The sequence below is a fragment of the Caballeronia sp. S22 genome, assembly GCF_964261745.1.
Lineage (GTDB): Bacteria > Pseudomonadota > Gammaproteobacteria > Burkholderiales > Burkholderiaceae > Caballeronia > Caballeronia jiangsuensis.
In genome coordinates, this window is record NZ_OZ180038.1 from 765,583 (window position 1) to 786,413 (window position 20,831).

At 63.8% G+C, this 20,831-nt stretch carries 22 protein-coding genes; 10 read left to right on the forward strand and 12 right to left on the reverse strand.

The features are described 5' to 3' along the window. Positions 1–28 precede the first annotated feature (28 nt). From phbB to ACEN42_RS30175, 3 genes are all read left to right on the forward strand, one after another. Positions 29–772 carry an acetoacetyl-CoA reductase gene (gene phbB / locus ACEN42_RS30165; RefSeq protein ID WP_238210767.1) on the forward strand — a complete coding sequence of 248 codons (744 nt, stop codon included), beginning with the start codon at positions 29–31 and terminating at the stop codon, positions 770–772. Positions 773–915: 143 nt separating this feature from the next. Continuing rightward, positions 916–1,134 (forward strand): hypothetical protein, encoded by a 219-nt coding sequence (locus ACEN42_RS30170; RefSeq protein WP_035507213.1) that lies wholly within the window; start codon positions 916–918, stop codon positions 1,132–1,134. Positions 1,135–1,294: 160 nt separating this feature from the next. Then, positions 1,295–1,594 (forward strand): hypothetical protein, encoded by a 300-nt coding sequence (locus ACEN42_RS30175; RefSeq protein WP_371883353.1) that lies wholly within the window; start codon positions 1,295–1,297, stop codon positions 1,592–1,594. Here ACEN42_RS30175 and ACEN42_RS30180 read toward each other — a convergent pair. From ACEN42_RS30180 to ACEN42_RS30200, 5 genes are read right to left on the reverse strand one after another with little or no spacing between them, the layout of a single operon-like run. Continuing rightward, positions 1,560–2,189 (reverse strand): isochorismatase family protein, encoded by a 630-nt coding sequence (locus ACEN42_RS30180; protein WP_371883354.1) that lies wholly within the window; start codon positions 2,187–2,189, stop codon positions 1,560–1,562. The two genes, ACEN42_RS30175 and ACEN42_RS30180, sit on opposite strands and share 35 nt — an antisense overlap. After that, positions 2,186–3,226 (reverse strand): 2,5-dihydroxypyridine 5,6-dioxygenase, encoded by a 1,041-nt coding sequence (locus ACEN42_RS30185; RefSeq protein ID WP_371883355.1) that lies wholly within the window; start codon positions 3,224–3,226, stop codon positions 2,186–2,188. The genes ACEN42_RS30180 and ACEN42_RS30185 overlap by 4 nt, the downstream gene beginning before the upstream one ends. An 11-nt stretch (positions 3,227–3,237) precedes the next feature. Then, positions 3,238–4,053 (reverse strand): alpha/beta fold hydrolase, encoded by an 816-nt coding sequence (locus ACEN42_RS30190; RefSeq protein WP_371883356.1) that lies wholly within the window; start codon positions 4,051–4,053, stop codon positions 3,238–3,240. 3 nt (positions 4,054–4,056) lie between these two features. Then, positions 4,057–4,812 carry an Asp/Glu racemase gene (locus ACEN42_RS30195; protein WP_371883357.1) on the reverse strand — a complete coding sequence of 252 codons (756 nt, stop codon included), beginning with the start codon at positions 4,810–4,812 and terminating at the stop codon, positions 4,057–4,059. Between the two features lies 1 nt (position 4,813). After that, the gene (locus tag ACEN42_RS30200) at positions 4,814–6,040 is read right to left on the reverse strand and encodes an FAD-dependent monooxygenase (protein WP_371883358.1); all 1,227 of its coding nucleotides are present in this window, start codon (positions 6,038–6,040) and stop codon (positions 4,814–4,816) included. A 162-nt stretch (positions 6,041–6,202) separates the two neighbouring features. On the opposite strand from ACEN42_RS30200, the gene ACEN42_RS30205 reads away from it, so the two are divergent. Then, positions 6,203–6,862, forward strand: coding sequence for an HAD family phosphatase (locus tag ACEN42_RS30205; RefSeq protein ID WP_371883359.1), 660 nt, complete (start codon positions 6,203–6,205; stop codon positions 6,860–6,862). Here the strand turns inward: ACEN42_RS30205 and ACEN42_RS30210 are convergent. Together ACEN42_RS30210 and ACEN42_RS30215 are read right to left on the reverse strand one after the other, a co-directional pair. Continuing rightward, complete coding sequence (locus tag ACEN42_RS30210) at positions 6,859–7,296, reverse strand: hypothetical protein (protein ID WP_238210758.1); 438 nt, start codon at positions 7,294–7,296, stop codon at positions 6,859–6,861. The two genes, ACEN42_RS30205 and ACEN42_RS30210, sit on opposite strands and share 4 nt — an antisense overlap. Positions 7,297–7,592: 296 nt before the next feature. Further along, on the reverse strand, positions 7,593–8,687 hold the full coding sequence (locus ACEN42_RS30215; RefSeq protein ID WP_371883360.1) for a glycosyl hydrolase: 1,095 nt from the start codon (positions 8,685–8,687) through the stop codon (positions 7,593–7,595). 714 nt (positions 8,688–9,401) lie between these two features. Between ACEN42_RS30215 and ACEN42_RS30220 the strand changes: the two genes are divergently transcribed. From ACEN42_RS30220 to ACEN42_RS30230, 3 genes are all read left to right on the forward strand, one after another. Continuing rightward, a complete protein-coding gene (locus ACEN42_RS30220) occupies positions 9,402–10,097 on the forward strand; it encodes a CBS domain-containing protein (protein ID WP_371883361.1) in 696 nt (231 codons plus the stop codon). A gap of 684 nt (positions 10,098–10,781) precedes the next feature. Next, positions 10,782–11,459 carry a type 1 glutamine amidotransferase domain-containing protein gene (locus tag ACEN42_RS30225; RefSeq protein ID WP_371883362.1) on the forward strand — a complete coding sequence of 226 codons (678 nt, stop codon included), beginning with the start codon at positions 10,782–10,784 and terminating at the stop codon, positions 11,457–11,459. Between the two features lie 37 nt (positions 11,460–11,496). Beyond that, positions 11,497–12,345, forward strand: coding sequence for an enoyl-CoA hydratase/isomerase family protein (locus ACEN42_RS30230; protein WP_371883363.1), 849 nt, complete (start codon positions 11,497–11,499; stop codon positions 12,343–12,345). A gap of 86 nt (positions 12,346–12,431) precedes the next feature. Here the strand turns inward: ACEN42_RS30230 and ACEN42_RS30235 are convergent, their stop codons facing one another. Continuing rightward, complete coding sequence (locus ACEN42_RS30235) at positions 12,432–13,178, reverse strand: SDR family NAD(P)-dependent oxidoreductase (RefSeq protein WP_371883364.1); 747 nt, start codon at positions 13,176–13,178, stop codon at positions 12,432–12,434. Between the two features lie 30 nt (positions 13,179–13,208). Next, a complete protein-coding gene (locus ACEN42_RS30240; protein WP_371883365.1) occupies positions 13,209–15,026 on the reverse strand; it encodes a hypothetical protein in 1,818 nt (605 codons plus the stop codon). Between the two features lie 107 nt (positions 15,027–15,133). On the opposite strand from ACEN42_RS30240, the gene ACEN42_RS30245 reads away from it, so the two are divergent. The 3 genes from ACEN42_RS30245 (at position 15,134) to ACEN42_RS30255 (ending at position 18,471) form a co-directional block, all read left to right on the forward strand. Continuing rightward, positions 15,134–15,658: a hypothetical protein gene (locus ACEN42_RS30245; protein ID WP_371883366.1), complete on the forward strand. Its 525-nt coding sequence runs from the start codon at positions 15,134–15,136 to the stop codon at positions 15,656–15,658. A 609-nt stretch (positions 15,659–16,267) separates the two neighbouring features. Continuing rightward, positions 16,268–17,482, forward strand: a complete 1,215-nt coding sequence (locus ACEN42_RS30250) for a serine protease (protein ID WP_371883367.1) — start codon at positions 16,268–16,270, stop codon at positions 17,480–17,482. A gap of 236 nt (positions 17,483–17,718) precedes the next feature. Continuing rightward, positions 17,719–18,471, forward strand: coding sequence for a TetR/AcrR family transcriptional regulator (locus tag ACEN42_RS30255; protein ID WP_371883368.1), 753 nt, complete (start codon positions 17,719–17,721; stop codon positions 18,469–18,471). A 6-nt stretch (positions 18,472–18,477) separates the two neighbouring features. Here the strand turns inward: ACEN42_RS30255 and ACEN42_RS30260 are convergent, their stop codons facing one another. From ACEN42_RS30260 to ACEN42_RS30270, 3 genes are all read right to left on the reverse strand, one after another. After that, complete coding sequence (locus tag ACEN42_RS30260) at positions 18,478–18,705, reverse strand: hypothetical protein (RefSeq protein WP_238210749.1); 228 nt, start codon at positions 18,703–18,705, stop codon at positions 18,478–18,480. A gap of 63 nt (positions 18,706–18,768) precedes the next feature. Then, positions 18,769–20,178: an MFS transporter gene (locus tag ACEN42_RS30265; RefSeq protein WP_371883369.1), complete on the reverse strand. Its 1,410-nt coding sequence runs from the start codon at positions 20,176–20,178 to the stop codon at positions 18,769–18,771. 280 nt (positions 20,179–20,458) lie between these two features. Further along, on the reverse strand, positions 20,459–20,764 hold the full coding sequence (locus ACEN42_RS30270; RefSeq protein ID WP_187608490.1) for a DUF4148 domain-containing protein: 306 nt from the start codon (positions 20,762–20,764) through the stop codon (positions 20,459–20,461). Positions 20,765–20,831: the final 67 nt, after the last annotated feature.

Consider the following 20,831-nt stretch of genomic DNA (forward strand, 5'->3'; position numbering starts at 1 on the left):
CTGAGAGAAATTGACGAGGAGTATCAGCATGACTAAGCGTATCGCAGTGGTGACGGGCGGCATGGGCGGCCTCGGCGAAGCCATCAGCATGAAGCTGCACGACGCCGGTTTCGCGGTCGTCGTGACGCATTCGCCGGGCAACGCGAAGGTCGGCGAATGGCTCGCGAACATGGATCGCCAGGGCTACAACTTCCGCGCGTACGGCGTGGACGTGGCCGACTACGATTCCGCCCAGCATTGTGTGGCGAAGATCCAGGCCGAAGTCGGCCCGATCGATATCCTCGTGAACAACGCCGGCATCACCCAGGACACGACCTTCAAGAAGATGACGAAGGTGAACTGGGACGCCGTGCTGCGCACCAATCTCGATTCCGTCTTCAACATGACCAAGCCGGTCTGCGAAGAGATGGTGTCGCGCGGCTTTGGCCGCATCATCAACATTTCGTCGGTGAACGGCTCGAAAGGCCAGATCGGCCAGACGAACTATGCGGCCGCGAAGGCGGGCATGCACGGCTTCACGAAGTCGCTCGCGCTCGAAGTCGCGAAGAAGGGCGTCACGGTGAACACGATTTCGCCGGGCTATCTCGCGACCAAGATGGTGACCGCGATTCCGCAGGAGATTCTCGATACGAAGATCATCCCGCAGATTCCGGCAGGCCGTCTGGGCCGGCCCGAGGAAGTCGCCGCGCTCGTCGCGTTCCTGTGCTCCGATGACGCCGGCTTCGTCACCGGTTCGAACATCGCGATCAACGGCGGCCAGCACATGAACTGATGTACGCACGCGGCGCGCGATGACTCGTGCGCCGCCTTTCGTGTGCATCGATACAGGTCAGTTTTGCGCGTCGCACGTCCTTCACGAAGGCGCGCATCGATTCAATCTTCACCGGCAATTCCGCTCTTCCGACAGACCGCGCCATGAACAACATCAGCGCACGCAGACCGCTCTATAGCGTCGGTCATCTCGATTCGGCGATCGAACACCTCGAGCAAGTGCTGAGCCTCGAAGGTGCGAATTCGCTTTTCTCCAAGACATACTGGCGCGGCCGCGTCGTGCAGGCGATCGCCACGCCGGGGCTCGCGCCGTGTCAGCATTCGCGCCTGCAACGCCTGCTGGATCGTATCGCTCAGGCTTGAAGGGAACAACGGATCGCGCACGCGGTCGATCGTGAATACCGGAGTACAGCGCATCTGCCCTGCGATTTGTGAAGAAAATTGCAGACGCTTGTACCATTCGGATCGATCTCAAAATTCGCGATCCACAAGCATGTTCTCTTACCTAATATCAATACGTTCGATGCCGCGCGCGTTCGCGGCGCTCGCGCTTGCCTGTCTGCTCGCCGCATGCGGCACGACGAACGGCGTCACGGCCGGCGCGCATCCCGACACCTACACGGTCACCGGCAAGGCGACCGGCACGCGCATGTCATGGGTGACCGCGCGCAACGCGGCAATGGACGCCGCCAGCGATTACTGCAAGCAGCGTTCGCAGCGGGTCGCGATCAGATCGGAAGCGACGAGCGGCGTGCGCTCGCTGGAAGAGCAGACGTCGACAGTCTCCTTCACTTGCGTGCCGGAGAACGACGCGCGCGGCTAAGCAATTCTTCCGACGACATTACCGCCGCATACTTTTGCGCCATGTCGAAGAGACTGGCGTCGTGCGGACCGGACGCGCGATCGCCGACACAATCGGACAGCACCACCGGACGAAAGCCGTACTGCATCGCATCGACGACGCTCGCGCGCACGCAGCCGCTCGTCACCGCGCCCGCGACGACGAGCGTGCGCACGCCGCGCATCGTGAGCCAGCTTCCGAGCGACGTGCCGAAGAACGCCGACGGCACGTTCTTGCGCACGACGAGCTCGCCGGATTCGGGCGATAGCTGCGGCACGATCGCGCTGTCGTGCGCATGCTCCTTCAGCGTCAGCATGCCGGGAACCTTGAGCGAGAAGACGTTCGCATCGGAGTCGTCGTCGGCATAGACGATGCGGCTGTGCGCCACCGGCCAGCGCAGATCGCGCGCCGCGTGCAGAAGCGGCACGGTGCGCTCGATCGCCTCGGCGATATTGCCGCCGCCGAACACGGCGGGGTCCGCGAAGCCATTCACGAAATCAACGATCAGCAGTCCGAACGGTCCGTCGATGTCGAAGTCATTGCCGAAGCCCTGACGCGCATAGATTGCTTCCTTCATCGTGTTTCCTCGATGGTCTTGCCTTCGCGAACCACGTCAACGCCGTCGAGCGAGACAGTGCAGCGGCGCAAGGGAATGTCGATATGGCATGCGGTGGTGCGTGTGCCGCCGCCTTCGTTGTTTGGTCCGAGCGAGAACAGGAAGTTGCCGTCGAACGCGCGCGCGTCCATGCCGAGCGTTGCTTCGCGATCGTAGAGTCCGAGCGTCGACCAGTGCGCGCGCTTTTGCAGGCCCCAGCCGATATGCGAGATCGCGAAGGCTTCGGGATCGTCGAAGGAGAGCATGTATTCGCGCAGGAGATCCGCATCCACGCCGCCTTCGATCCTGCGCGCATAGCCGCCTTCGACCGTCAGCGTGATCGGCTCCGAGCAATAGCTTTTTTGCGGCAGAAGAATGTCGCCGCGATCGATCACGATGCGCCCGTTCGCGCCGCCTTCGTTCGGAAACGTGAGCGCGAAGCCGCTCGGCCAATGATCCCAGCGGCCGGGTTCATCGACGAAACCGTACTCCGCGATCGCGGGAAACTCGCCGAGCGGACAGCGCAGATCGGTGCCCGCTTTCGATGTGACGCGCATCTCGCGCGCATGTCCGATGCGCATTGCAGCGGCGAGCACGCGCTCCTTGTCGGCGAGCGTCGGCGTCATGCGCACGAGCACTTCCGGCGGTTCGACGGCGAGCAAAATCTTCGTGCCCGACGCGAGAATCTCGTGCTGCTCGGGGGAAAAGAGCAGGGTCATCAGATCGAGCACGAGATCGCTCGCCTTCAACGTGGCGATGGCCGCGCGGTTGCCGGTGAGCGGCGTTTCGCCGAGATAGGCGAGGGCGTCGCGGCTCAGCGCCTTTTCGCCGTTGACGGGCGGAAGATCGAGCCGGTTGACGATCGCGCCCATCGATTGCGTCGCGATCAATGCGCACGCGAGCGTTTGCGGATGCGTCGCCGCGCCGGTAAGGATGGTCACCGTCTGCCCCGGTTCGAGACGCGACAGCGTGAGGACCGTTTTCCACGCTTCTATCAATTGATAATCGCTGATTGGCATGATGTGTCGCCTCAGATGAGCGGTGCGCCGAAGAACGAACCGAGCGCGCGATAAAAGCCTGCTTCGTCATCCCACGGAATCATGTGGCCCGCGTCCGGCACGTTGACGACTTCGAGTTGCGGCATCAGCTCGCGCATTTCGGCGATGTCCTCGTCACGGATCACGTCGCCTTTTCCCGCTGTCATCAGCAGCGCGGGTTGTCGGACGTGGGGCATTTCGGCGTGAATGTCGTCGGCGTGAAAGCCTTCGAAGCTCGCGCGAATCGCGCGTTCGTCGCAGGTGTGCAGCCACTGCGCGCGCAAACGCAATTGCTCGTCCGTCCAGCTCGGGCAGAACGCGCGCATGCCTTCCGCGTCGATGCCCTTGCGTGCGAGCGCGATCGAATCGATGTACCACGCAAGCTGCGCGGGATACGCGCGTCGGCCGGGGCCGGACACGGGCGGATCGATGAGCGCGAGCCGCGCGATCGATTTCGCCTGTCGCGCGGCGCGCAGGGCAATACGCGCGCCCATCGAATGGCCGAGCACGCTCGCGCGCTTCAGGCCAATTCCTTCGATGAACGCGATGAGATCGCTGGCCTGCGCGTCGAGGCTGTAATCGAGCGTCGATGACGCTTCCGACAGGCCGCGGCCGCGCACGTCGAGCACGTACGTATCGAACTGACGGCCGAGCGTTTCCGCGACGAAGCCCCATGTCACCGCCGGACTCGTGATGCCGGGAACGAGCACGATCGCATCGCGCCCTTCCCGTGCGCCGCCATAGCGCAGATAGTGCTGACGAATGCCGTTCGCGTGGACGCTCGCGCCGTAGAGAAAGGTCGATTCCATCGCTCAGTACGCCCCGGACAGCAACGCGCCCGCGCCCGGCACGATCGCCCTGAGATCCAGTTCGCGCAGCATCGCGTAGGTCGTGGCGATCGCAGCCGTTACGACGGGCTTGCCGGTCGATGCTTCGACCATCGGCACGACAGGCAGCGAAGGCATCTGCACGCACGCGGAGAGAACGATCGCATCGGCGTCCTGGTAGTTCATCGATTGCACGATGCCGGGCAGATTGCGCGGATCGTGACGCGCGACATCGAGATTGTCGGGAATTTCCAGCGCACGATAGTCGATCACTTCGAAGCCTTCGTTGCGGATGTAATCAACGACGAGCTCGGTCAGCGGTTTCATATAGGGCGCTACGACCACGACGCGCTTCGCCTTCATCACCTTGAGCGCATCGATCAGCGCGCCCGCGCTCGTGATGACCGGCGCCGCGCCGCCATTCTCTGCCGTGTGTTTCGTCAAACGCGCCTGCGATACGCGGTGATACCCGCGCCCCATCGCCATGATCGCGACGAGACACGCATAGCCGAGCACATCGACGCGCGCATCGGAAAGCTCGACGGCGCAGCGGTCCGATTCGGCATCCATCGCGGCGAGCTCTTCTTTCACGACCTTTTTCATGCGCATGCGACTCGAATGAAACGTGAAGCGCTCCGGCTCGATCGATTGGCGCGCCATCAGCATCGCAGGGATTTCGGTTTCCATCGTCGTGTTCGAGCTCGGGACGATCTGCCCGATGCGATAAGTCCTGATCGACATATCAGACCTCCAGGGGAACATTGGACACAGCTGCGCGTGGCGCGAAGTCGGTTGCGTTGTACGCGTAGACCCAGTTCGCCTGAATGCCCGACGCCTGCGGATTCAAATACGACTTGAACTTGTAGATCAGATCGCGCTTTCTCTGCGCGAATGCGCTCGGCAGGTGATACGTGCGGCCGCGCTCGCGCGATTCGAGCTGCACGCGGCTCGTGCGTGGCAGCCGCTCGGCTTCGTATTCGCGCAATGCGCCGCCGATGTCCTTGCCGTGCGCCGCGAGCGATTGCGCGAGCACGTAGCCGTCTTCGATCGCCATCGCCGCGCCTTGCGAGAGGAAGGGCAGCATCGGATGCGCGGCGTCGCCGAGCAGCGTGACGTTGCCGCGCGACCAGGTGCGCATCGGATCGCGATCGAACAAGCCCCATTTGAAGACCGATTCCGCGCGCTCGAACAGACGCTGCAGGTTCGGATGCCAGCCTTCGAACGTGGCGAGCAATTCGTCGCGGCTCGATTTCGCGTTCCACGATTCCTCGACCCAGCTTTGCGTCTCAGCCACCGCGACGATGTTCACCGCCGCGCCGCCGCGCACGTAATACGTGACGACGTGCGCATGCGGCCCGAGCCAGAACGACGAATCCGGGCTGACGAAGGACGGCGCTTCATCGAACGGCACGACCGCGCGGAAGCACATGTTGCCGGTGAAGCGCGGCGCTTCCTCGCCGAACAGTGTCGAACGCACGATCGAGCGCACGCCGTCCGCGCCGACGATCAGATCCGCTTCGAACTCGCTGCCGTCTTCGAACACGGCGACGGCGGCGTCTTTTTCCTGCCGCACGCCGATGCAGCTCGTCGACAGACGCGCGGCATCGGCGGGCACGAGCGTCGTCAGAATGCGATGCAGGTCCGCGCGATGCACGTGATAGAAGGGCGCGCCATACAGCTCCGGACACGCCGATGCGAGCGGGATGCGGAAATTCTCCCGCGCCGTCTCCCAGTTGCGGCCGACGATCGCTTGCGGCACGAACGCGACGTCGCGCAGCGCATCGCCGATACCGAGCGCCTGCAGCACCTTCACCGCGTTGGGCGTCATCTGAATGCCCGCGCCGACGTCGCCGAAAACGCTCGCGCGCTCGAAAAGCCGCACCTCGATTCCCTGCTGCGCGAGTGCGCCCGTCAGGGCCACGCCGCCGATTCCCCCGCCGATCACGCCGACGCGAAGTGTTCTGCTCATGATCTCGTCCTTCCGAAAGTGAAGTCGTGTGAATTCACAGCAGATATTATATGGCCGTATAAATAAATGCAACACGCAGCGCGATGAGGGCCATGCGTGCAGCGACTACGCCGTGATAGGCTGCGCGCTGAACGCACCCGAACGACAAGGAAGATTCAAGCTTTGATCAAAGCCATTTTGTGGGACATGGACGGCACGCTCGCGGAAAGCGAGTCGCTGCATTTGCGCACGCTGATCGCGGCGCTCGCGCGTCATGGTGTGGAGGCGGGCGAGGAGATGCATCCGCTCATCTTCGGAAAGACGGGACGCGAAGTGCACGCGCTCTGTTGCGAGCGCTTCGGCTTGTCGGTGGATTACGCGGATTGGTCGGCGTTTCGCGCGCGCGCCTATCTCGACGGTGCGCCCGCGCTCGTGCCTCGACCGGGCGCGCTGGAGGTGTATCGCGCGGCGAAGGCCGCGGGCATCACGCAGGCGATCGTGTCGAATGCATCGCGCATGCTGCTCGAAGCGAATCTGCGGGCGCTCGGCATCGAGGAGCCATCGCTCGTGACCATCAGCGTCAACGATGTGCGCAACGGCAAGCCGAACCCCGAGCCATACGAGCGCGCGGCGTGGCTGTTGCGTCTCGCGCCCGAAGAGGTGATCGCCGTGGAAGACAGCCCGACCGGCGCGCACGCGGCCATCGCCGCGCATATGCGTGTTCTGGCATGGCCTTTCGACGATGAAGGCGCCGCGCTCTTTCCCGCGCAAGCACAGGTCGTGCGATCGCCGCGCGAACTGGCGCAGGCGCTGGGCCTCGATCCGGCGCGGCTCGCTGACTAGGCGGTGTGGTCGTCGAGAACGATCTTGTGGATGTTGGCCGCATACACCCAGTCGCGTGCGTGACGCTCGACCAGATCCGTGAACGCGGGCGGGCCGCTGCAGTAAATCTGCGTGCTCGCGTGAGTCGGACTCATCGCGAAGGCGCTTTTCTGCGCGGACAGATCATCCGGCAGGTCGAAATGATGATAGACCTTGCCGTGACTGCGAAGCGCGTCGAATGCTTCCAGCAGCACGGTGCGCTCGGCCGATCGCGCGAAGGTATGCACCTCGAACTTGCGCCCCGCCGAAGCAAGCCGCCTCGCGATTCCCGCGATCGACGCGGCGCCCGTTCCGCGGCAATAAAGAATGGATCGCACGCGATCGTGCTGGGCACGGTGAGGCATGCCGACGAATGGCTCGTCTCGTTCGATGACGGATTGCAGGTTGCCGCGCATATCTTCTCCAATAGGACCTGCGTCTTCCGCAACGGGAAGAACAGGCGGTGTATGGATCGATGAAAATGGCCGGCCCGGCAACGATCCGAAGGGCTGGCTCTCATGCAGGTTAGGGCGGACGGCAATCGCCGGCAAGGCGCTGCGACTGAATACCAGTCATATCGTCGCGCCGATAAGCGCGGAACGGTCGGATCGGGGAAAGTGCCTATTTTCAAGGCCCAAAACGCCACGAGCGACCACAATGGGTCGCTCGAGAAGACATGCCGGAAGCGGGGGAGACGAAACCCCCGCGCAACTTACATCGGGTGGCCGGCCACGAAGTTCTTGTACGCCCAGTAAGCGGCCTTCGTCGTCTGACCGTCCGACTTCATCAGACCGAAGTTGCCTTCGACGTCGTCATAGAGTTCGAACGCCTGGATCGACTGGATGTTGTACTTCGATGCAACGCTCTGGAACTGCGCCATCATCATATTGCCGGCCATGTAATTCGCGATCTGCTGATCGGTGCCGTAGTTCGGACGCACGCCGAATTCGTTGATCCACACCGGCTTGCCGAACGAATGGAGGATGCCCAGCATGTCGTAGCAGCCCGTGCCGCCGCATGCATGCGTCATGTCGTTCTGATTCGAATACCAGTGCCATGCGGTGATGTCCCAGTTCACGGTCGGGTGGCCGCGCGTGCCGTCGGGCTGCGAGCCGTCCATCAGCATCTGGAAGAACGCGTAGTGCAGCCAGGTGCCGTTCACGACGATCTTCGCCGAGCCGTCCACCGACTTCACGCCCGCGATCAGACCGCGAATCACGCCGCGCGCGAGGACGTAGGGCTGGTTCTTGTAGTGCGTCCAGCTCGTGCCGTCGACGTTGCCGTTGAGCGCGCCTGCCTCGAGCTCGTTGCCGACCTCGTAATACTTGTACTTGTAGGTTCCCGCGACCTGCTGACCGAGCGTGTAGGCCGCGTTGTAAGCGTCCTGCTCGTTGTTGAACCCGGTGCCCAGCAGGATCACGGGGTACACGGTCACGCCGCTCGCTGCCATCGTCTGCGCCATCTTTGCGATGACCTTCGCCGAGCTCAGGCTGTACACGTCGTTACGATAGATCGTCGCACCGATGTCCTTCAACTGCGCGAGCTGCGTCGCCACGGGCGTCGCGTCGTACCCGCCACCATTCGTGTTCCGGCCGTTCGCGCCGTAGAAGATGGACGTGCTGGTCGCGGCCTTCGCGGTCGACTCGGGCGCGGCGCTCTTGGCGGTCGCGTCGCCCAGGGCGCTGTCATCGCCGCCTCCGCAGGCGGCGAGCAGCACGCTCGTGAGAAGCGCTGTCGCGATCGCCGCGGCCTTGCGCGCCGAGAAAATGTTGAAGTTGCGATGAGTGGTGAGATTTCGATTCGTCATTGCAGTTAGTAGTGCAAATTGATTAGCGTAAGGCTCGTAAAATCCGAAACGCTTCCGGACCTGCTCAGTAATTCACGATGCGTATCGCGGCAAACCATGCTGTCGTCGGAATGACACTAATTAGTCATCCAAACTACATGATCAATGCAAGTCCGCTTGCCCGACGCCGGAATTGGGGCGTGGAGGGGCAAACTCAACAGCGCGGAGTCACTGATCGGTCCGGTGCGCAAAACAGCGAGCGCTCCGGATGGCGGAGTCGAGCAAACGATTGCGCTTGCTCGCATGGGCCTTACGAAATGACAAACCAGCTCAGTTCGAAGGCAGCGTCGGTCTGGAATCAGGCAACATCTTCGCAATTTCGGTCGAAAATACCGAATATTTCAAAGTACTTTCGTAACATTCGGCAACGCTTGCCGAAACCTGACTGACGGCAGCAAGGTTATCGTCTTATGAGATGAATGTAAATCCCTGTCACAGTAAAAAAATCTTTCGTTGCACAGCGGTCGCAGAAAAACTTACTTCATACGAGTCAGACCCATTGTCTGGCGGTCTACGCGGAGGGCTCGGCCTTGGAAAGCACGGGTCGGGAAAATGTACTGCAGCGGGATCTGTTGTATCGTTCAAGGCGTCGTGCCGGACCAGACCCATAAGCGGACGCCGCTGGCGTCATCGCTCATATCCAGAACTCTGCTGTCTTCCCGGAAGGAGATGAACGTGCGAGCTGCCGACATCATGACGACGCGGATCGTTTCCGCCACCCCCGACATGTCCGTGCGACAAGCGGCCGGAACGATGGTTTTCGCGGGCATCAGCGGGATGCCCGTGATCGACGAGGACGGCAAGCTGCTCGGCATCGTCACGGAGGGCGATCTGATGCATCGCGCGGAGATCGGGACCGGCGTCAAGCACCGCGCGTGGTGGCTCGAACTGGTTGCATCGACGCGTGAACTGGCGAGCCAGTATGTCAAGGAGCATGCGCGCAAGGTCGGGGATGTGATGAGCACCGACGTCACGACCGTGACCGAAACGTGTCCGGTTGCCGACATTGCGGAGTTGCTCGAACGCAAGCGGATCAAGCGCGTGCCCGTGGTGCGCGATGGCAAGGTCGTCGGCGTCGTGAGTCGCGCCAATCTGATTCGCGCCCTCGTGACGATGGCGCCCGAACTGCCCGTCGATGCCGACATCAGCGATCACTCGATCCGCGAAGCGGTCCTTGCGGCGATGGCGGATCATCCCTGGGCGCTTGCCCGGGAGAACGTGATCGTGGAGAACGGGACCGTGCATTTATGGACCCGTGTCGCAAGCGAGGACGAAGTCAACGCCATTCGCGTAGCCGCCGAAAACGCGCCGGGGGTCAAGGGAGTCGTGACGCACATCGGGCCACCGGCCGCCGTTGCGCCGCTGGACTAGCAACGCGCTCCGTTCAGGGGCGCGGTCCGTGTGAAAGAAGGTTCGATGCCCAGCGCCTCTGCTTTCCTGACGAGATCGGGATGGCAGCGCGAAGCCATCTTTCTCATGACCTGTCCGCGTCCGCCAGGGCCGCCTCGGATGCACATCGAGGATCAGGCTCTGCAAGGTGAAGCGGATCGACTCGTCATCGTCGACGACATACACCACGGGCGTCTCGTTCTCGGTGTTCGCCTTGTTTGAAGTGGATTGCACGCTCCGGACCATGTTTCCTCCTGTCCAGCAGGCAACGCAGGGCAATGATCTGTAGAAAAGCTGAATGGATGAGCGCGGAACACGCTTGCATCGACCTTTTCTTCGCTTGCCGATTGGCGGCGCACGTCGCTTGAGGAGCGGACTCGTTTCGTCATGGCAATGACGGCCCGCTCTAGCAGAAATCGACCGCAAAAACTTTCCGAGTTGTGGCGCCTGACCGTAGCGATTGCCGATGCAATTTCGTATGGACAGCATAAATGTGCTGTGCGCATCCGTCCCGATCGCAGTAGTGCGAATCATCAGCCGGCGACGGCGTATAGAACCCTATACCTTGGTATGGTCTCACCGCGCGGAGCGCCGATTCGCGACCTATAGTGCTTTCACCACGAGACAGCGTGGCAACTGCGACCTTTTTTCGAGGCAGGTGCGACCATGAAAATTTTGATGGTGATGACTTCGCATGACCAGCTCGGCAACACCGGCAGGAAAACCGGCTTCTGGCTGGAGGAATTCGCGGCGCCATACTTCACATTTCTCGATGCGGGCGTCGACATTACGGTGTGCTCGCCGAAGGGCGGCCAGCCGCCCGTCGATCCGAAGAGCGATACGCCGGAAGGCAAGACCGAGCTGACCGAGCGATTCAAGGGCGATGCCGCCGCGCAGCGCGTGCTCGCCAACACCGCGCTTCTCTCCGAGATGAACGCCGACGACTACGACACCGTGTTCTATCCGGGCGGCCACGGACCGATGTGGGATCTCGCGGAGGACCCGCGATCCATCGCGCTGATCGAGCGCTTCTACGACAGCGGCAAGCCCGTTGCATTCGTGTGTCACGCGCCGGGCGTATTGCGTCACGTCAAAGCGAACGGCGAGCCGCTCGTCAAGGGCAAGCGCGTCACCGGCTTCACCAATTCGGAGGAAGAGGCGGTGCAACTCACGAACGTGGTGCCGTTTCTCGTGGAGGACGAACTGAAGCGCCTCGGCGGACGCTTTGAAAAAGTCGATGACTGGCAGCCGTTCTCGATCATCGATGGCCGTCTCGTCACGGGACAGAATCCGGCCTCGTCGAAAAGCGCGGCACAGGACCTTCTGAAGGTGCTGCGCGGCTAGCGCGCATGGACCGATTACTGCTTGCATGGAGAGCGACATGACCCAGGTTAGTGCGAACGCGCAAATCAGGATCGAACCTTCGAGCGCGTCATACTGGCGCGTGATCATCGACAATCCGCCCTTCAATATCTTCGGGCCGGATACGATGCCGCAGCTCGCGCAGGTCGTTGACGCGCTGGAGAGCGATCCGCACGTCAAGGTGGTGGTCTTCGAAAGCGCGGTGCCCGGCTTCTTCCTCACTCACTACGATTTCGTGCCGCCGCTGGAGGTGACCACGAGCATGCCGCCCGGACCGACGGGCATGCCGCCATTGCCGGATATGCTGGTGCGCATCGGGCGCTTGTCGGTGATTTCGATCGCGAAGATTCGCGGACGCGCATCCGGCGTCGGCAGCGAACTGGCGCTGGCGAGCGACATGCGCTTCGCGAGCAATGAGAAGGCGTTGCTGTCGCAATGGGAAATCGGCGCCGCGCTCGTTCCCGGCGGCGGACCGATGACGCGGCTGTCGCGGCTCATCGGCCGCGGGCGCGCGCTCGAAGTGCTGACGAGCGGAAACGACTTCGACGGCGGCCTCGCCGAGCGCTACGGTTACGTCAACCGCTCGATGCCGGACAATGAACTGGACGATTTCGTCGATGGCCTCGCGACACGCATCAGCCTGTTCGACAAGCAATCGCTCGCGGCGATCAAGCAGCACGTCAATGCGCAGACCTTGCCGCCGGATGCATCGGTGGCGCCGGAGTGGGACGCCTTCATCGCGTCGGTCGGCCGTCCCGCGGCGCAGGAAAAAATCGCCCAGTTGATGGAACTCGGCCTGCAGAAGAATGCGGATGTGGAAACCCGGCTCGCGCACTACACGGGCTCGCTCTGGCGTACCCGAAGCTGATTCACAAGGGCGGACACTTCGCGGCGTGGGAACAGCCGCAACGCTTCGCGCAGGAGATTCGCGCGAGCTTCCAGTCCGTGCGCTGATCAGATGAAACTCGCGCCGCCGTTGACGGGAATCGTCTGCCCGGTGATGAATGCATTGCCGATGACCATCATCACGACGTCCGCGACTTCGCTCGCTTCTCCCAGCCGGCCGACGGGCAGCCTCTCCGCGACATTCGATGCCTTGAGCGGCCCGGCCATTTCGGTGTCGATCGGTCCCGGCGCGACGGCGTTGACGGTGATGCCGTCGCGCGCGAGCCTGGCCGCATAGCCGCGCGTCAGGCCTTCGAGGCCGGCTTTCGATGCGTTGTAGTGAATGCCCACCAGACCCGGCCCGCGCGCCGCCGCCGACGACAGATTGACGACGCGGCCCCAGCGCCGCGAGCGCATTCCCGGCAGCACGGCCTGCGTGCACAGAAATGCCGACTTCAGATTGACGGCGAGCGTCTGGTCGAATTCGGCCTCGGTGAGATCGTCGATGTCGATCATCGTGGCGGTGCCCGCGTTGTTCACGAGTATGTCGACGGGGCCGAGGCGCTGTTCGATGTCGCCGATCATCGTGGTGACGTCGCTGCCGAGCGAGACGTCGGCGCGTACCACGAGCGCGCGGCCGCCGAGGGGTTCGATCTCCGCGACGACATCGGCGGCCTGGTTCTCGCGCTGCCGATAGTTGACCGCCACCGATGCGCCGCAAGACGCGAGGGCAAGCGATATCGCGCGGCCGATGCCGCGTGAGCCGCCGGTCACCAGGGCGACGCGACCGTTCAGATCGAGGATGCGGGCGGGCATGGCGGGGTCCTTTCTCTCGGGTGAAAGGGGCTAGTTTGCGCGCGTCGCGATGATCCCGCCGATTGTCGTGGGGATGAGGATCGGCCTGCGATCCGGCGCCTCGAAGAAAAAAAACCGATGCCCCGGGAGGGACATCGGTTCTTCCTTGCACTGCGCTGCTTGATTAACGGCCGCCGTGACCGCCGCCACCGCCGCCGTTGCCGCCACCGCCGTGACCACCGCCATGGCCGCCGCCGTTGCCGCCAGCGCCGTTGCCGTTGCCGTTGCCGCCGCCGTTGCCGCCAGCGCCGTTGCCGTTGCCGCCGCCGTTACCACCGCCGTTGCCGCCGCCGTTGCCGCCACCGCCGTGACCACCGCCGCCGTTGCCGCCTGCGCCGCCGCCGTTGCCACCGCCGTTGCCACCGCCGCCGTGACCACCGCTGCCGTTGCCGCCAGCGCCGTTGCCGTTGCCACCGCCGTTGCCGTTGCCGCCGCCGCCGTTGCCGCCGCCGCCGTTGCCGCCGCCGCCGTTGCCGCCGCCGCCGTTGCCGCCACCACCGTTGCCGCCACCGCCGTTGCCACCACCGCCGTTGCCACCACCGCCGTTGCCACCACCATGGCCGCCACCGCCATGGCCGCCACCGCCGTTACCGCCGCCGCCATTGCCACCGCCGTTGCCGCCGCCGCCATTGCCGCCACCGCCGTTGCCGCCGCCACCATGGCCGCCACCGCCACCGCCACCGCCGCCGCCGTTGCCGCCACCACCATGGCCGCCACCGCCGTTACCGCCACCGCCATTACCGCCACCGCCGTTACCGCCACCACCATGGCCGCCGCCGTTACCGCCGCCGCCATTGCCGCCACCGCCATGGCCACCACCGCCGTTGCCACCGCCGCTACCACCACCACCGTTGCCGCCACCGCCGTTGCCGCCACCGCCGTTACCGCCGTTACCGCCACCGCCGTTGCCGCCGCCATTGCCGCCACCACCGTTACCGCCACCACCATGGCCGCCGCCGTTACCGCCGCCGCCATTGCCGCCACCGCCATGGCCACCACCGCCGTTGCCACCGCCGTTACCACCACCACCGTTGCCGCCACCGCCGTTGCCGCCGCCACCGCCGTTGCCGCCGTTGCCGCCGCCATTGCCGCCACCGCCGTGGCCACTACCTGAGCCGCTGCCGCCGCCATGACCGCCAGGCGAGCCGTTGCCGTGACCGCCATCGCCGTGACCACCGTCGCCATGGCCAGCACCACCGTGTCCGTGTCCGCCGTCACCATCGCCATGGCCGATGCCGCCGTGTCCGTGTCCGCCGTCTCCGTCGCCATGACCGTGGCCATCGCCGTGACCGTCGCCGTGACCGTCGCCGTGGCCAACACCATGACCGTCGCCGTGGCCATCGCCATGACCGTCGCCGTGACCGTCGCCGTGGCCATCGCCATGACCATCGCCATGACCATCGCCATGACCGTCGCCATGACCGTCGCCGTGGCCATCGCCGTGGCCATCGCCATGACCGTCGCCGTGGCCGACACCATGACCATCGCCATGACCATCGCCATGACCGTCGCCGTGGCCATCGCCGTGACCGTCGCCGTGACCGTCGCCGTGGCCATCGCCGTGACCGTCGCCGTGACCGTCGCCGTGACCGTCGCCGTGACCGTCGCCGTGGCCATCACCGTGACCGTGGCCATGACCATGCCCGTGACCATCGCCATCACCGTCGCCATCGCCGTGACCGTGGCCATGTCCGTGACCATCGCCATCACCGTCGCCATCGCCATGACCGTGGCCATGACCATGTCCGTGACCATCGCCGTCACCGTCACCATCGCCATGACCGTGGCCATGTCCGTGACCATGGCCATGTCCGTCGCCACCGGTGTCGCCGCCCGAATCTCCACCCGAATCCCCGCCGGAATTGCCACCGCCCGGCCCCGAGCTGCCGTTTCCACTTCCCGTCGATCCCGTACCCTTGCCGCCGCCCGAGTTCGTGCCGCCAGCACCCGCCGTCGAGCCCGGTCCGCTACTCGCCGAACCCTGGCCCGAGCCGGTGCCCGAGCCGGATCCGGTCCCCGAACCAGAGCCGCTCGAATTGCCGCCGCCCGAGCTCACCCCGGCCGATCCCTCGCCGCCGCGCCCGCCCTGGAGCAAGGGCACGACCGCCGACACCGTGTCGACCGTCGGTTCCGTCGACGGCGATACGCTCGTCGACGAATCCATCGCTGCAACCGTCATCACGGCGCTCGGGCCGACCGGCACACACCCCTCGGAAGTCTGGTTGCCGCAAGGATTTCCCGCCGTTTGCGCCGACGCGAAATTCGACATGGCCGCCGCGATCACGATCACACTCAGCTTGATCGCGGTATTCAATTTGAATTTTTTAGGATTACTCATGTGTGCCCCTTGTAATGTTTCTTCGCCACGCGTCCACCTGGAGAGTCAAACGCGATGTGGGGCAAGAATGACAGGCTGTACGCAGCCTTCTGTGCGGTACTGAACCGGAGACGAGGGCGTCGTCGTTTCGCGCCGTGCGCGAGCGCGCAGAGAACGTTTGCGGACGATCAGGAGAGCCGGAATGGTTGCGCCCGTCGCGGCTTCGCTCGCCGAAGTCATGGCCGGGAATGACGGCCATCGCGACCGTGCGCGTCGAACATCGAAGAAGCGGCGTGCGCCGAAGCCCCGCATGCGAGGCGCTTCTTGTGGGCTTGTTTCGAAAGCTGGATGTAGGCTATCTGTATGGAAGGAGTGTCGTCAAGCGCACTCTGTGCGATGAACCGCAATTCTCGATGAGGCCACAAATCACCGCCCCTATCCGCTGATCAAATAGGCGAGATCGAGGTTAGCGAAAATTTGAACTAGAGTTATTTATTGTTCGCTTTCCTGATCGTATTGCGCGGCGCGCCCGAATTCGTCGAAGTTAAGCGCGTGCCGGAGCCGGGCTTTCTTCGTTCGAAACGAGACGATGACGACCCGCATGCATCCGATGAATCAGACCACGAACGTCGCACTGATTGCCGGCAAAGTGATGTTCATAAGAATTAGGAATACAAAACAACTGAAGATCGATGTTCATCCGACACATCGTATCCATCAACCGGAGGGTGTCATGCAAAGATCGAAAAGAGTCGCCTGCGTGGAGGCGACGGCGGTAGTCGCACTGGCGTTAGCGAGCGCCAACGTCGCACATGCGGACGATGAAGTCATCGTGAATACGAATCCGGCGGCATCGCGCGACGCAGCGCCGGATATATCGAGTCTCAAGCCGGTCGTCAATGTGCTTCTGCCGCCGGATACATCCACGATCGTCCCGAACACCGGCCCGGAGCCATATCCCGCGGGCGTGAACACGCAGACCGGCATCGTGAGCAATGCGCAGACGAGAGCGTATGGCGACTTCGGCATCCCCTATACGACCGGCCGCGTGCAGGACGGCAACCAGAGCGCGTCCGGTACCACGAGCGCGAATTACCTCAGCACGACCTATCCGTATCGGGCGATCGGCAAACTCACGTTCTCGGCCGGATACTGCACCGCGAGCCTGATTCGCAGAAGCGTGATCGTCACGGCGGCGCACTGCATTCAGGCGTTCGGCAGCGGCAATACGCTGTACTCGGGCTGGCAGTTCAGACCCGGACATTACGGCGCTTCCGGAGCCACCGCCGCCCAGATCGCGCCTTATGGCACATGGACCTGGGCCGGGCTCGTCCGGCCATCGACGTGGGCGAACGGCACCGACACCGGATCAGGCTCGGCGCGCAACAACGATATCGCGGTCATCGTGATAGCGAAGAACGCATCGAATCAGTTCATCGGCGACATCACCGGTTATCTGAACTATGGCTATAACAACTATTCCTTCATATCGACGGCAAAGACCGGCAATCTTCAGACCGCTGCCGTGACGACCTTCGGCTATCCCGCATTGATCGATGGCGGCGCGATCATGCAGCGCACCGATGGCCCGACCTATACGACGACGGTCAGCGGCGCATCGCAACTCTGGCAGGGCAGCAATCTCACGGGCGGCGCGAGTGGCGGTCCGTGGATCGTCAACTTCCGGGCGCGCGATGCGGTCCTGTCCGGCGGCGCGGCGGTGGGCAATTCATCGACGCTCGCGATCGTCGGCGTGACCTCGTGGGGATCGGCGGATCCGAACGCGAACAAGGACAACTACGCGTCGCAGTTTCGTCAGAACACGCAGTATCCAAACGCGACTTATGGCAACTACGGATCGGGCAACATCGCATCGCTGTTGAATACGCTGTGCAGCGGCGCGGCGCCGGGCGGCGGTACGTTCGGATCGCAGGGATATTGCAACTAGCGCAGGCTTCGGTGGCCCGGCCGGTCGAACGGACAATGGGCCACCGTCGCTCGTATCGGACGAGATCGAACGCGTCACATCGACGCCGCCAGCAGCCACACGATTAAAAAAACGACTCGAGAACCAGCGCTTCAGACGAATTCGCTGGAGCATGCCTGAAACGCCCGTAAAATAGGAAGCGATCCGGGCCGCGAGCGGGACGCGGCTTCTCACTTCATCGGCAGCACCGCCCAGGCATGACGAAAGACGACACCACTCACGTCCGCGCACATGGCGCGTCGAGCAAGCGCAAACGGCTCGGCCGCCCGACGGGCAACATCAATCAGCGCGAGAACATCCTCGATGCAGCCGAGGTGGATTTCTCGCAGCGCGGCTACGCGGGCACGTCGCTCAAGGAAGTGGCCGCGTCGTGCGGTGTCACGCAGGCGCTCATCACGTACTACTTCGGCACGAAGCAGCAGCTTTTCGAGCAGGTGTTCCTGCGCCGCGCGATGCTCATCTCCGAGGAGCGCGTGACGCTCCTGCATGAACTGTCCGAAGGAAAGGATGCGAGTGTGCGCGACATCGTGCGCGCGTTTCTGCTGCCGCTCGTCGCGCTGCGCAAGACCGACGGCGGGCGTGCGTTCATTCGCCTGCAAGCGCGGCTGCATACGGAGCCGCCCGAAATTTCGTATAGCCTGCGCAGCACCGCATATGGCGATTCAACCGATGCCTACGTCGAAGCCCTGCGCGCCGCGCTGCCCGGCCTCCCCGCGAAAGATCTCTACTGGCGCGTGACGATGATGATCGGCGCATATCTCTACGCGTTCTCCGACACCCATCGTCTCGACGTGCTCGCCAAGGGCGCGTGCGATCCGTGGGATGCGAACGAGACGCTCGAACAGTTGACGAACTTTATCGTCGGCGGTCTGGAGGCGCAGGCGAGCGCGCCATCGGCGAGTGCGAAGAAGGCCCGGCCGAAGACGGCCCGCACCGCGCGCGCCGCCTGAAAAACGTCAGCGTCGCAGGCCGATTTCCATCGATTCGATGACCTGCGCGATGGTCGAATGCATCGATGCGAGCGTTGCTCCGGGCAAGTCCGACGACGCGGTTTCGCCGATCATCTCGCGCAGCGTCTCCTGCACATCCGCCGATGCCTGTTGCGGCAACGCCGCCGCGATCACGCTGATCGCCGCGGTCAGACCATGCAGCTTGCCGGTCAACGATTCCAGTTCCTGAGTCATGGGTGCTTCCTGTCGTTACGGTAAATGAAGCGGGCCGCCCGTCATGCGGCGGCCCGCGGAAAATCAGGCGTGTTCCGTTTCCGGATGCGCCTTGAGCTTGACGAAGAGCGCGATGCCGGCGATCACCGATGGCACCGCGAGCAGCGCGAAGACGGCGGGCAGGCCGAGCTTCCATTGCGCGAAGAGACCGCCGAGCGCGACGCCCGTGATGCCGCCGAAGCGCCCAACGCCGTACATCCACGAGACGCCGGTTGCGCGGCTTTGCGTCGGGTAGAACATTGCGGCGAGCGAGGGCATCGACGATTGCGCGCCGTTCATCGTCGTGCCCGCGAGAAAGATCACGGCGCTCACGAGACCGATGCTGCCGATCGCCTGACCTACCACGAAGATGAACACGGCGGTCAGCAGATAACCGAGCATCACGACGACGTTCGCGTTGCAGCGATCCATCAGCCATCCCGACGCGATCGTGCCGATGCCGCCGCCGAGCGGGAAAAGCGCGGTGAGCAGGGCGGCGCGCTCCGGCGTGAAGCCGGCTTCGTTCATGAGCAGCGGCATCCAGCTCATCAGCAGATAGAAGATGACGAGGCCCATGAAATACACGAGCCACAGCATCAGCGTGCCGACGACATAGTTGCGCGACAGGATCGCGCCGACCGACGATTTCGCGTGCGTCTGCGCGCGCTCGGACAGGCGAAACGAATCGATGCGCGCGAGATCGAGCGGCGCGATCTTCGAGAGCGGCTTCCAGATCTTCTCCTTCGGCGCGCCGCGTCCGACGAGATAGCGCACCGATTCCGGCACGAGCATCACGACGAAGCATGCGAGCACGAGCGGCAGCACGCCGCCTACGACGAAGAGGCTATGCCAGCCGAACGCGGGTATCAGCCACGAGGAGATGAAACCGCCGAGCGCCGCGCCGACCGTGAAGCCGCAATACGTCGTGTTGACGATGATCGCGCGGCTTTTCGCGGGCGCGTATTCGGAGACGAGCGTGATGGCGTTGGGAATCGCCGCGCCCAGGCCGATGCCCGTCAGGAACCGCAGCGTGACGAGCGATTCGATCGAGCCGCTGAACGCGGTCGCGAGACTCATCGCGCCGAAGAAAGCCGTCGCGGCGATGAGCACGGCGCGCCGCCCGAAGCGGTCCGCCGCCGGGCCGGAGATGACCGCGCCGGCCGCGAGCCCGAAGAGGGCGGCGCTCAGTACGGGCGCGAGCGCGCCCTTCGTGATGCCCCAGCCTTTGACGAGCGCCGGCGCGATATAGCCGATGGCCGCCGTGTCCATGCCGTCGATCAGCACGATCAGGAAGCACACGCCCATCAACGTCCATTGGAAGCGCGAGAAGCGGTGCGCGTCGATGAACTCCTCGACGGGCACGTTCCCGCTCCACGCATCGCCACGGTCGGATGCCGTCGAATGCCCGGCGCGCGGCGGAAATGCCGGGCCAGTGTGAAGCTCTGCTTGCGACATGTACAACTCCTCGTTGCCGACGGCTCGCGCCGTCCATCAATGCCACTGGGCCGGCGACATGCCGGTGTTCACGCGAAGCGGGGGCCCGCCGGTTTCGACGCTGGTTTATTATATGTATCTATAATTAATAAACGCAATTGGGAAAAAATAAGTCGCCGCGCGTGGGAGGCGCGGGATTCGAAGGAGGGGAAGGAGGGGAAGGAGGGGAAGGAGGGGAACTGCGGAGGAGAGAAAAACACCGCCCCGATCGCTCACGACCGAAGCGGCTTCAAACAACAACCTACTGACTAGCACCCACGCCGATACCCGCCTTCTTCTGCGCGTTCTGAATGTCCTGCGGATAACTCGCGTCGTCGTTCTTCGCGGGGTTGTAGCCCGCATCTTCCAGCTTCTTCAGCTCCGCGTTTTTCTTCGCGCGTGCCTGCTTGCGAGCGGCCTTCTTGTCCGCCTTCGTGGCCGGCGCGGCCTGCGTCGTGCCGGTAGCGGTCGTCGCGCTGTCCTGCGCGCTCGCGAGCGGCGCGGCCGTCACGCCGAAAGCGGCCACTATCAACGAGACGGCGAGTTTGCTGCCAAACGTTGCTTTCATATCCTCTCCACAGATCGGTTGATCAACAAGCAACCAGCAATCACTTCCCGGGCCGATGATGCCTTGC

Excerpts from the sequence above, each read along its gene's own strand:
- phbB (WP_238210767.1), top strand. The coding sequence starts at position 29 with ATGACTAAGCGTATCGCAGTGGTGACGGGCGGCATGGGCGGCCTCGGC.
- ACEN42_RS30235 (WP_371883364.1), bottom strand. The coding sequence starts at position 13,178 with ATGCCCGCCCGCATCCTCGATCTGAACGGTCGCGTCGCCCTGGTGACC.
- ACEN42_RS30180 (WP_371883354.1), bottom strand. The coding sequence starts at position 2,189 with ATGAAGGAAGCAATCTATGCGCGTCAGGGCTTCGGCAATGACTTCGAC.
- ACEN42_RS30215 (WP_371883360.1), bottom strand. The coding sequence starts at position 8,687 with ATGACGAATCGAAATCTCACCACTCATCGCAACTTCAACATTTTCTCG.
- ACEN42_RS30255 (WP_371883368.1), top strand. The coding sequence starts at position 17,719 with ATGACGAAAGACGACACCACTCACGTCCGCGCACATGGCGCGTCGAGC.
- ACEN42_RS30195 (WP_371883357.1), bottom strand. The coding sequence starts at position 4,812 with ATGTCGATCAGGACTTATCGCATCGGGCAGATCGTCCCGAGCTCGAAC.
- ACEN42_RS30225 (WP_371883362.1), top strand. The coding sequence starts at position 10,782 with ATGAAAATTTTGATGGTGATGACTTCGCATGACCAGCTCGGCAACACC.
- ACEN42_RS30200 (WP_371883358.1), bottom strand. The coding sequence starts at position 6,040 with ATGAGCAGAACACTTCGCGTCGGCGTGATCGGCGGGGGAATCGGCGGC.
- ACEN42_RS30230 (WP_371883363.1), top strand. The coding sequence starts at position 11,497 with ATGACCCAGGTTAGTGCGAACGCGCAAATCAGGATCGAACCTTCGAGC.
- ACEN42_RS30270 (WP_187608490.1), bottom strand. The coding sequence starts at position 20,764 with ATGAAAGCAACGTTTGGCAGCAAACTCGCCGTCTCGTTGATAGTGGCC.
- ACEN42_RS30250 (WP_371883367.1), top strand. The coding sequence starts at position 16,268 with ATGCAAAGATCGAAAAGAGTCGCCTGCGTGGAGGCGACGGCGGTAGTC.
- ACEN42_RS30265 (WP_371883369.1), bottom strand. The coding sequence starts at position 20,178 with ATGTCGCAAGCAGAGCTTCACACTGGCCCGGCATTTCCGCCGCGCGCC.
- ACEN42_RS30190 (WP_371883356.1), bottom strand. The coding sequence starts at position 4,053 with ATGGAATCGACCTTTCTCTACGGCGCGAGCGTCCACGCGAACGGCATT.
- ACEN42_RS30170 (WP_035507213.1), top strand. The coding sequence starts at position 916 with ATGAACAACATCAGCGCACGCAGACCGCTCTATAGCGTCGGTCATCTC.
- ACEN42_RS30185 (WP_371883355.1), bottom strand. The coding sequence starts at position 3,226 with ATGCCAATCAGCGATTATCAATTGATAGAAGCGTGGAAAACGGTCCTC.
- ACEN42_RS30175 (WP_371883353.1), top strand. The coding sequence starts at position 1,295 with ATGCCGCGCGCGTTCGCGGCGCTCGCGCTTGCCTGTCTGCTCGCCGCA.
- ACEN42_RS30240 (WP_371883365.1), bottom strand. The coding sequence starts at position 15,026 with ATGGCCATGGTCACGGACATGGCCACGGTCATGGCGATGGTGACGGTG.
- ACEN42_RS30210 (WP_238210758.1), bottom strand. The coding sequence starts at position 7,296 with ATGCGCGGCAACCTGCAATCCGTCATCGAACGAGACGAGCCATTCGTC.
- ACEN42_RS30260 (WP_238210749.1), bottom strand. The coding sequence starts at position 18,705 with ATGACTCAGGAACTGGAATCGTTGACCGGCAAGCTGCATGGTCTGACC.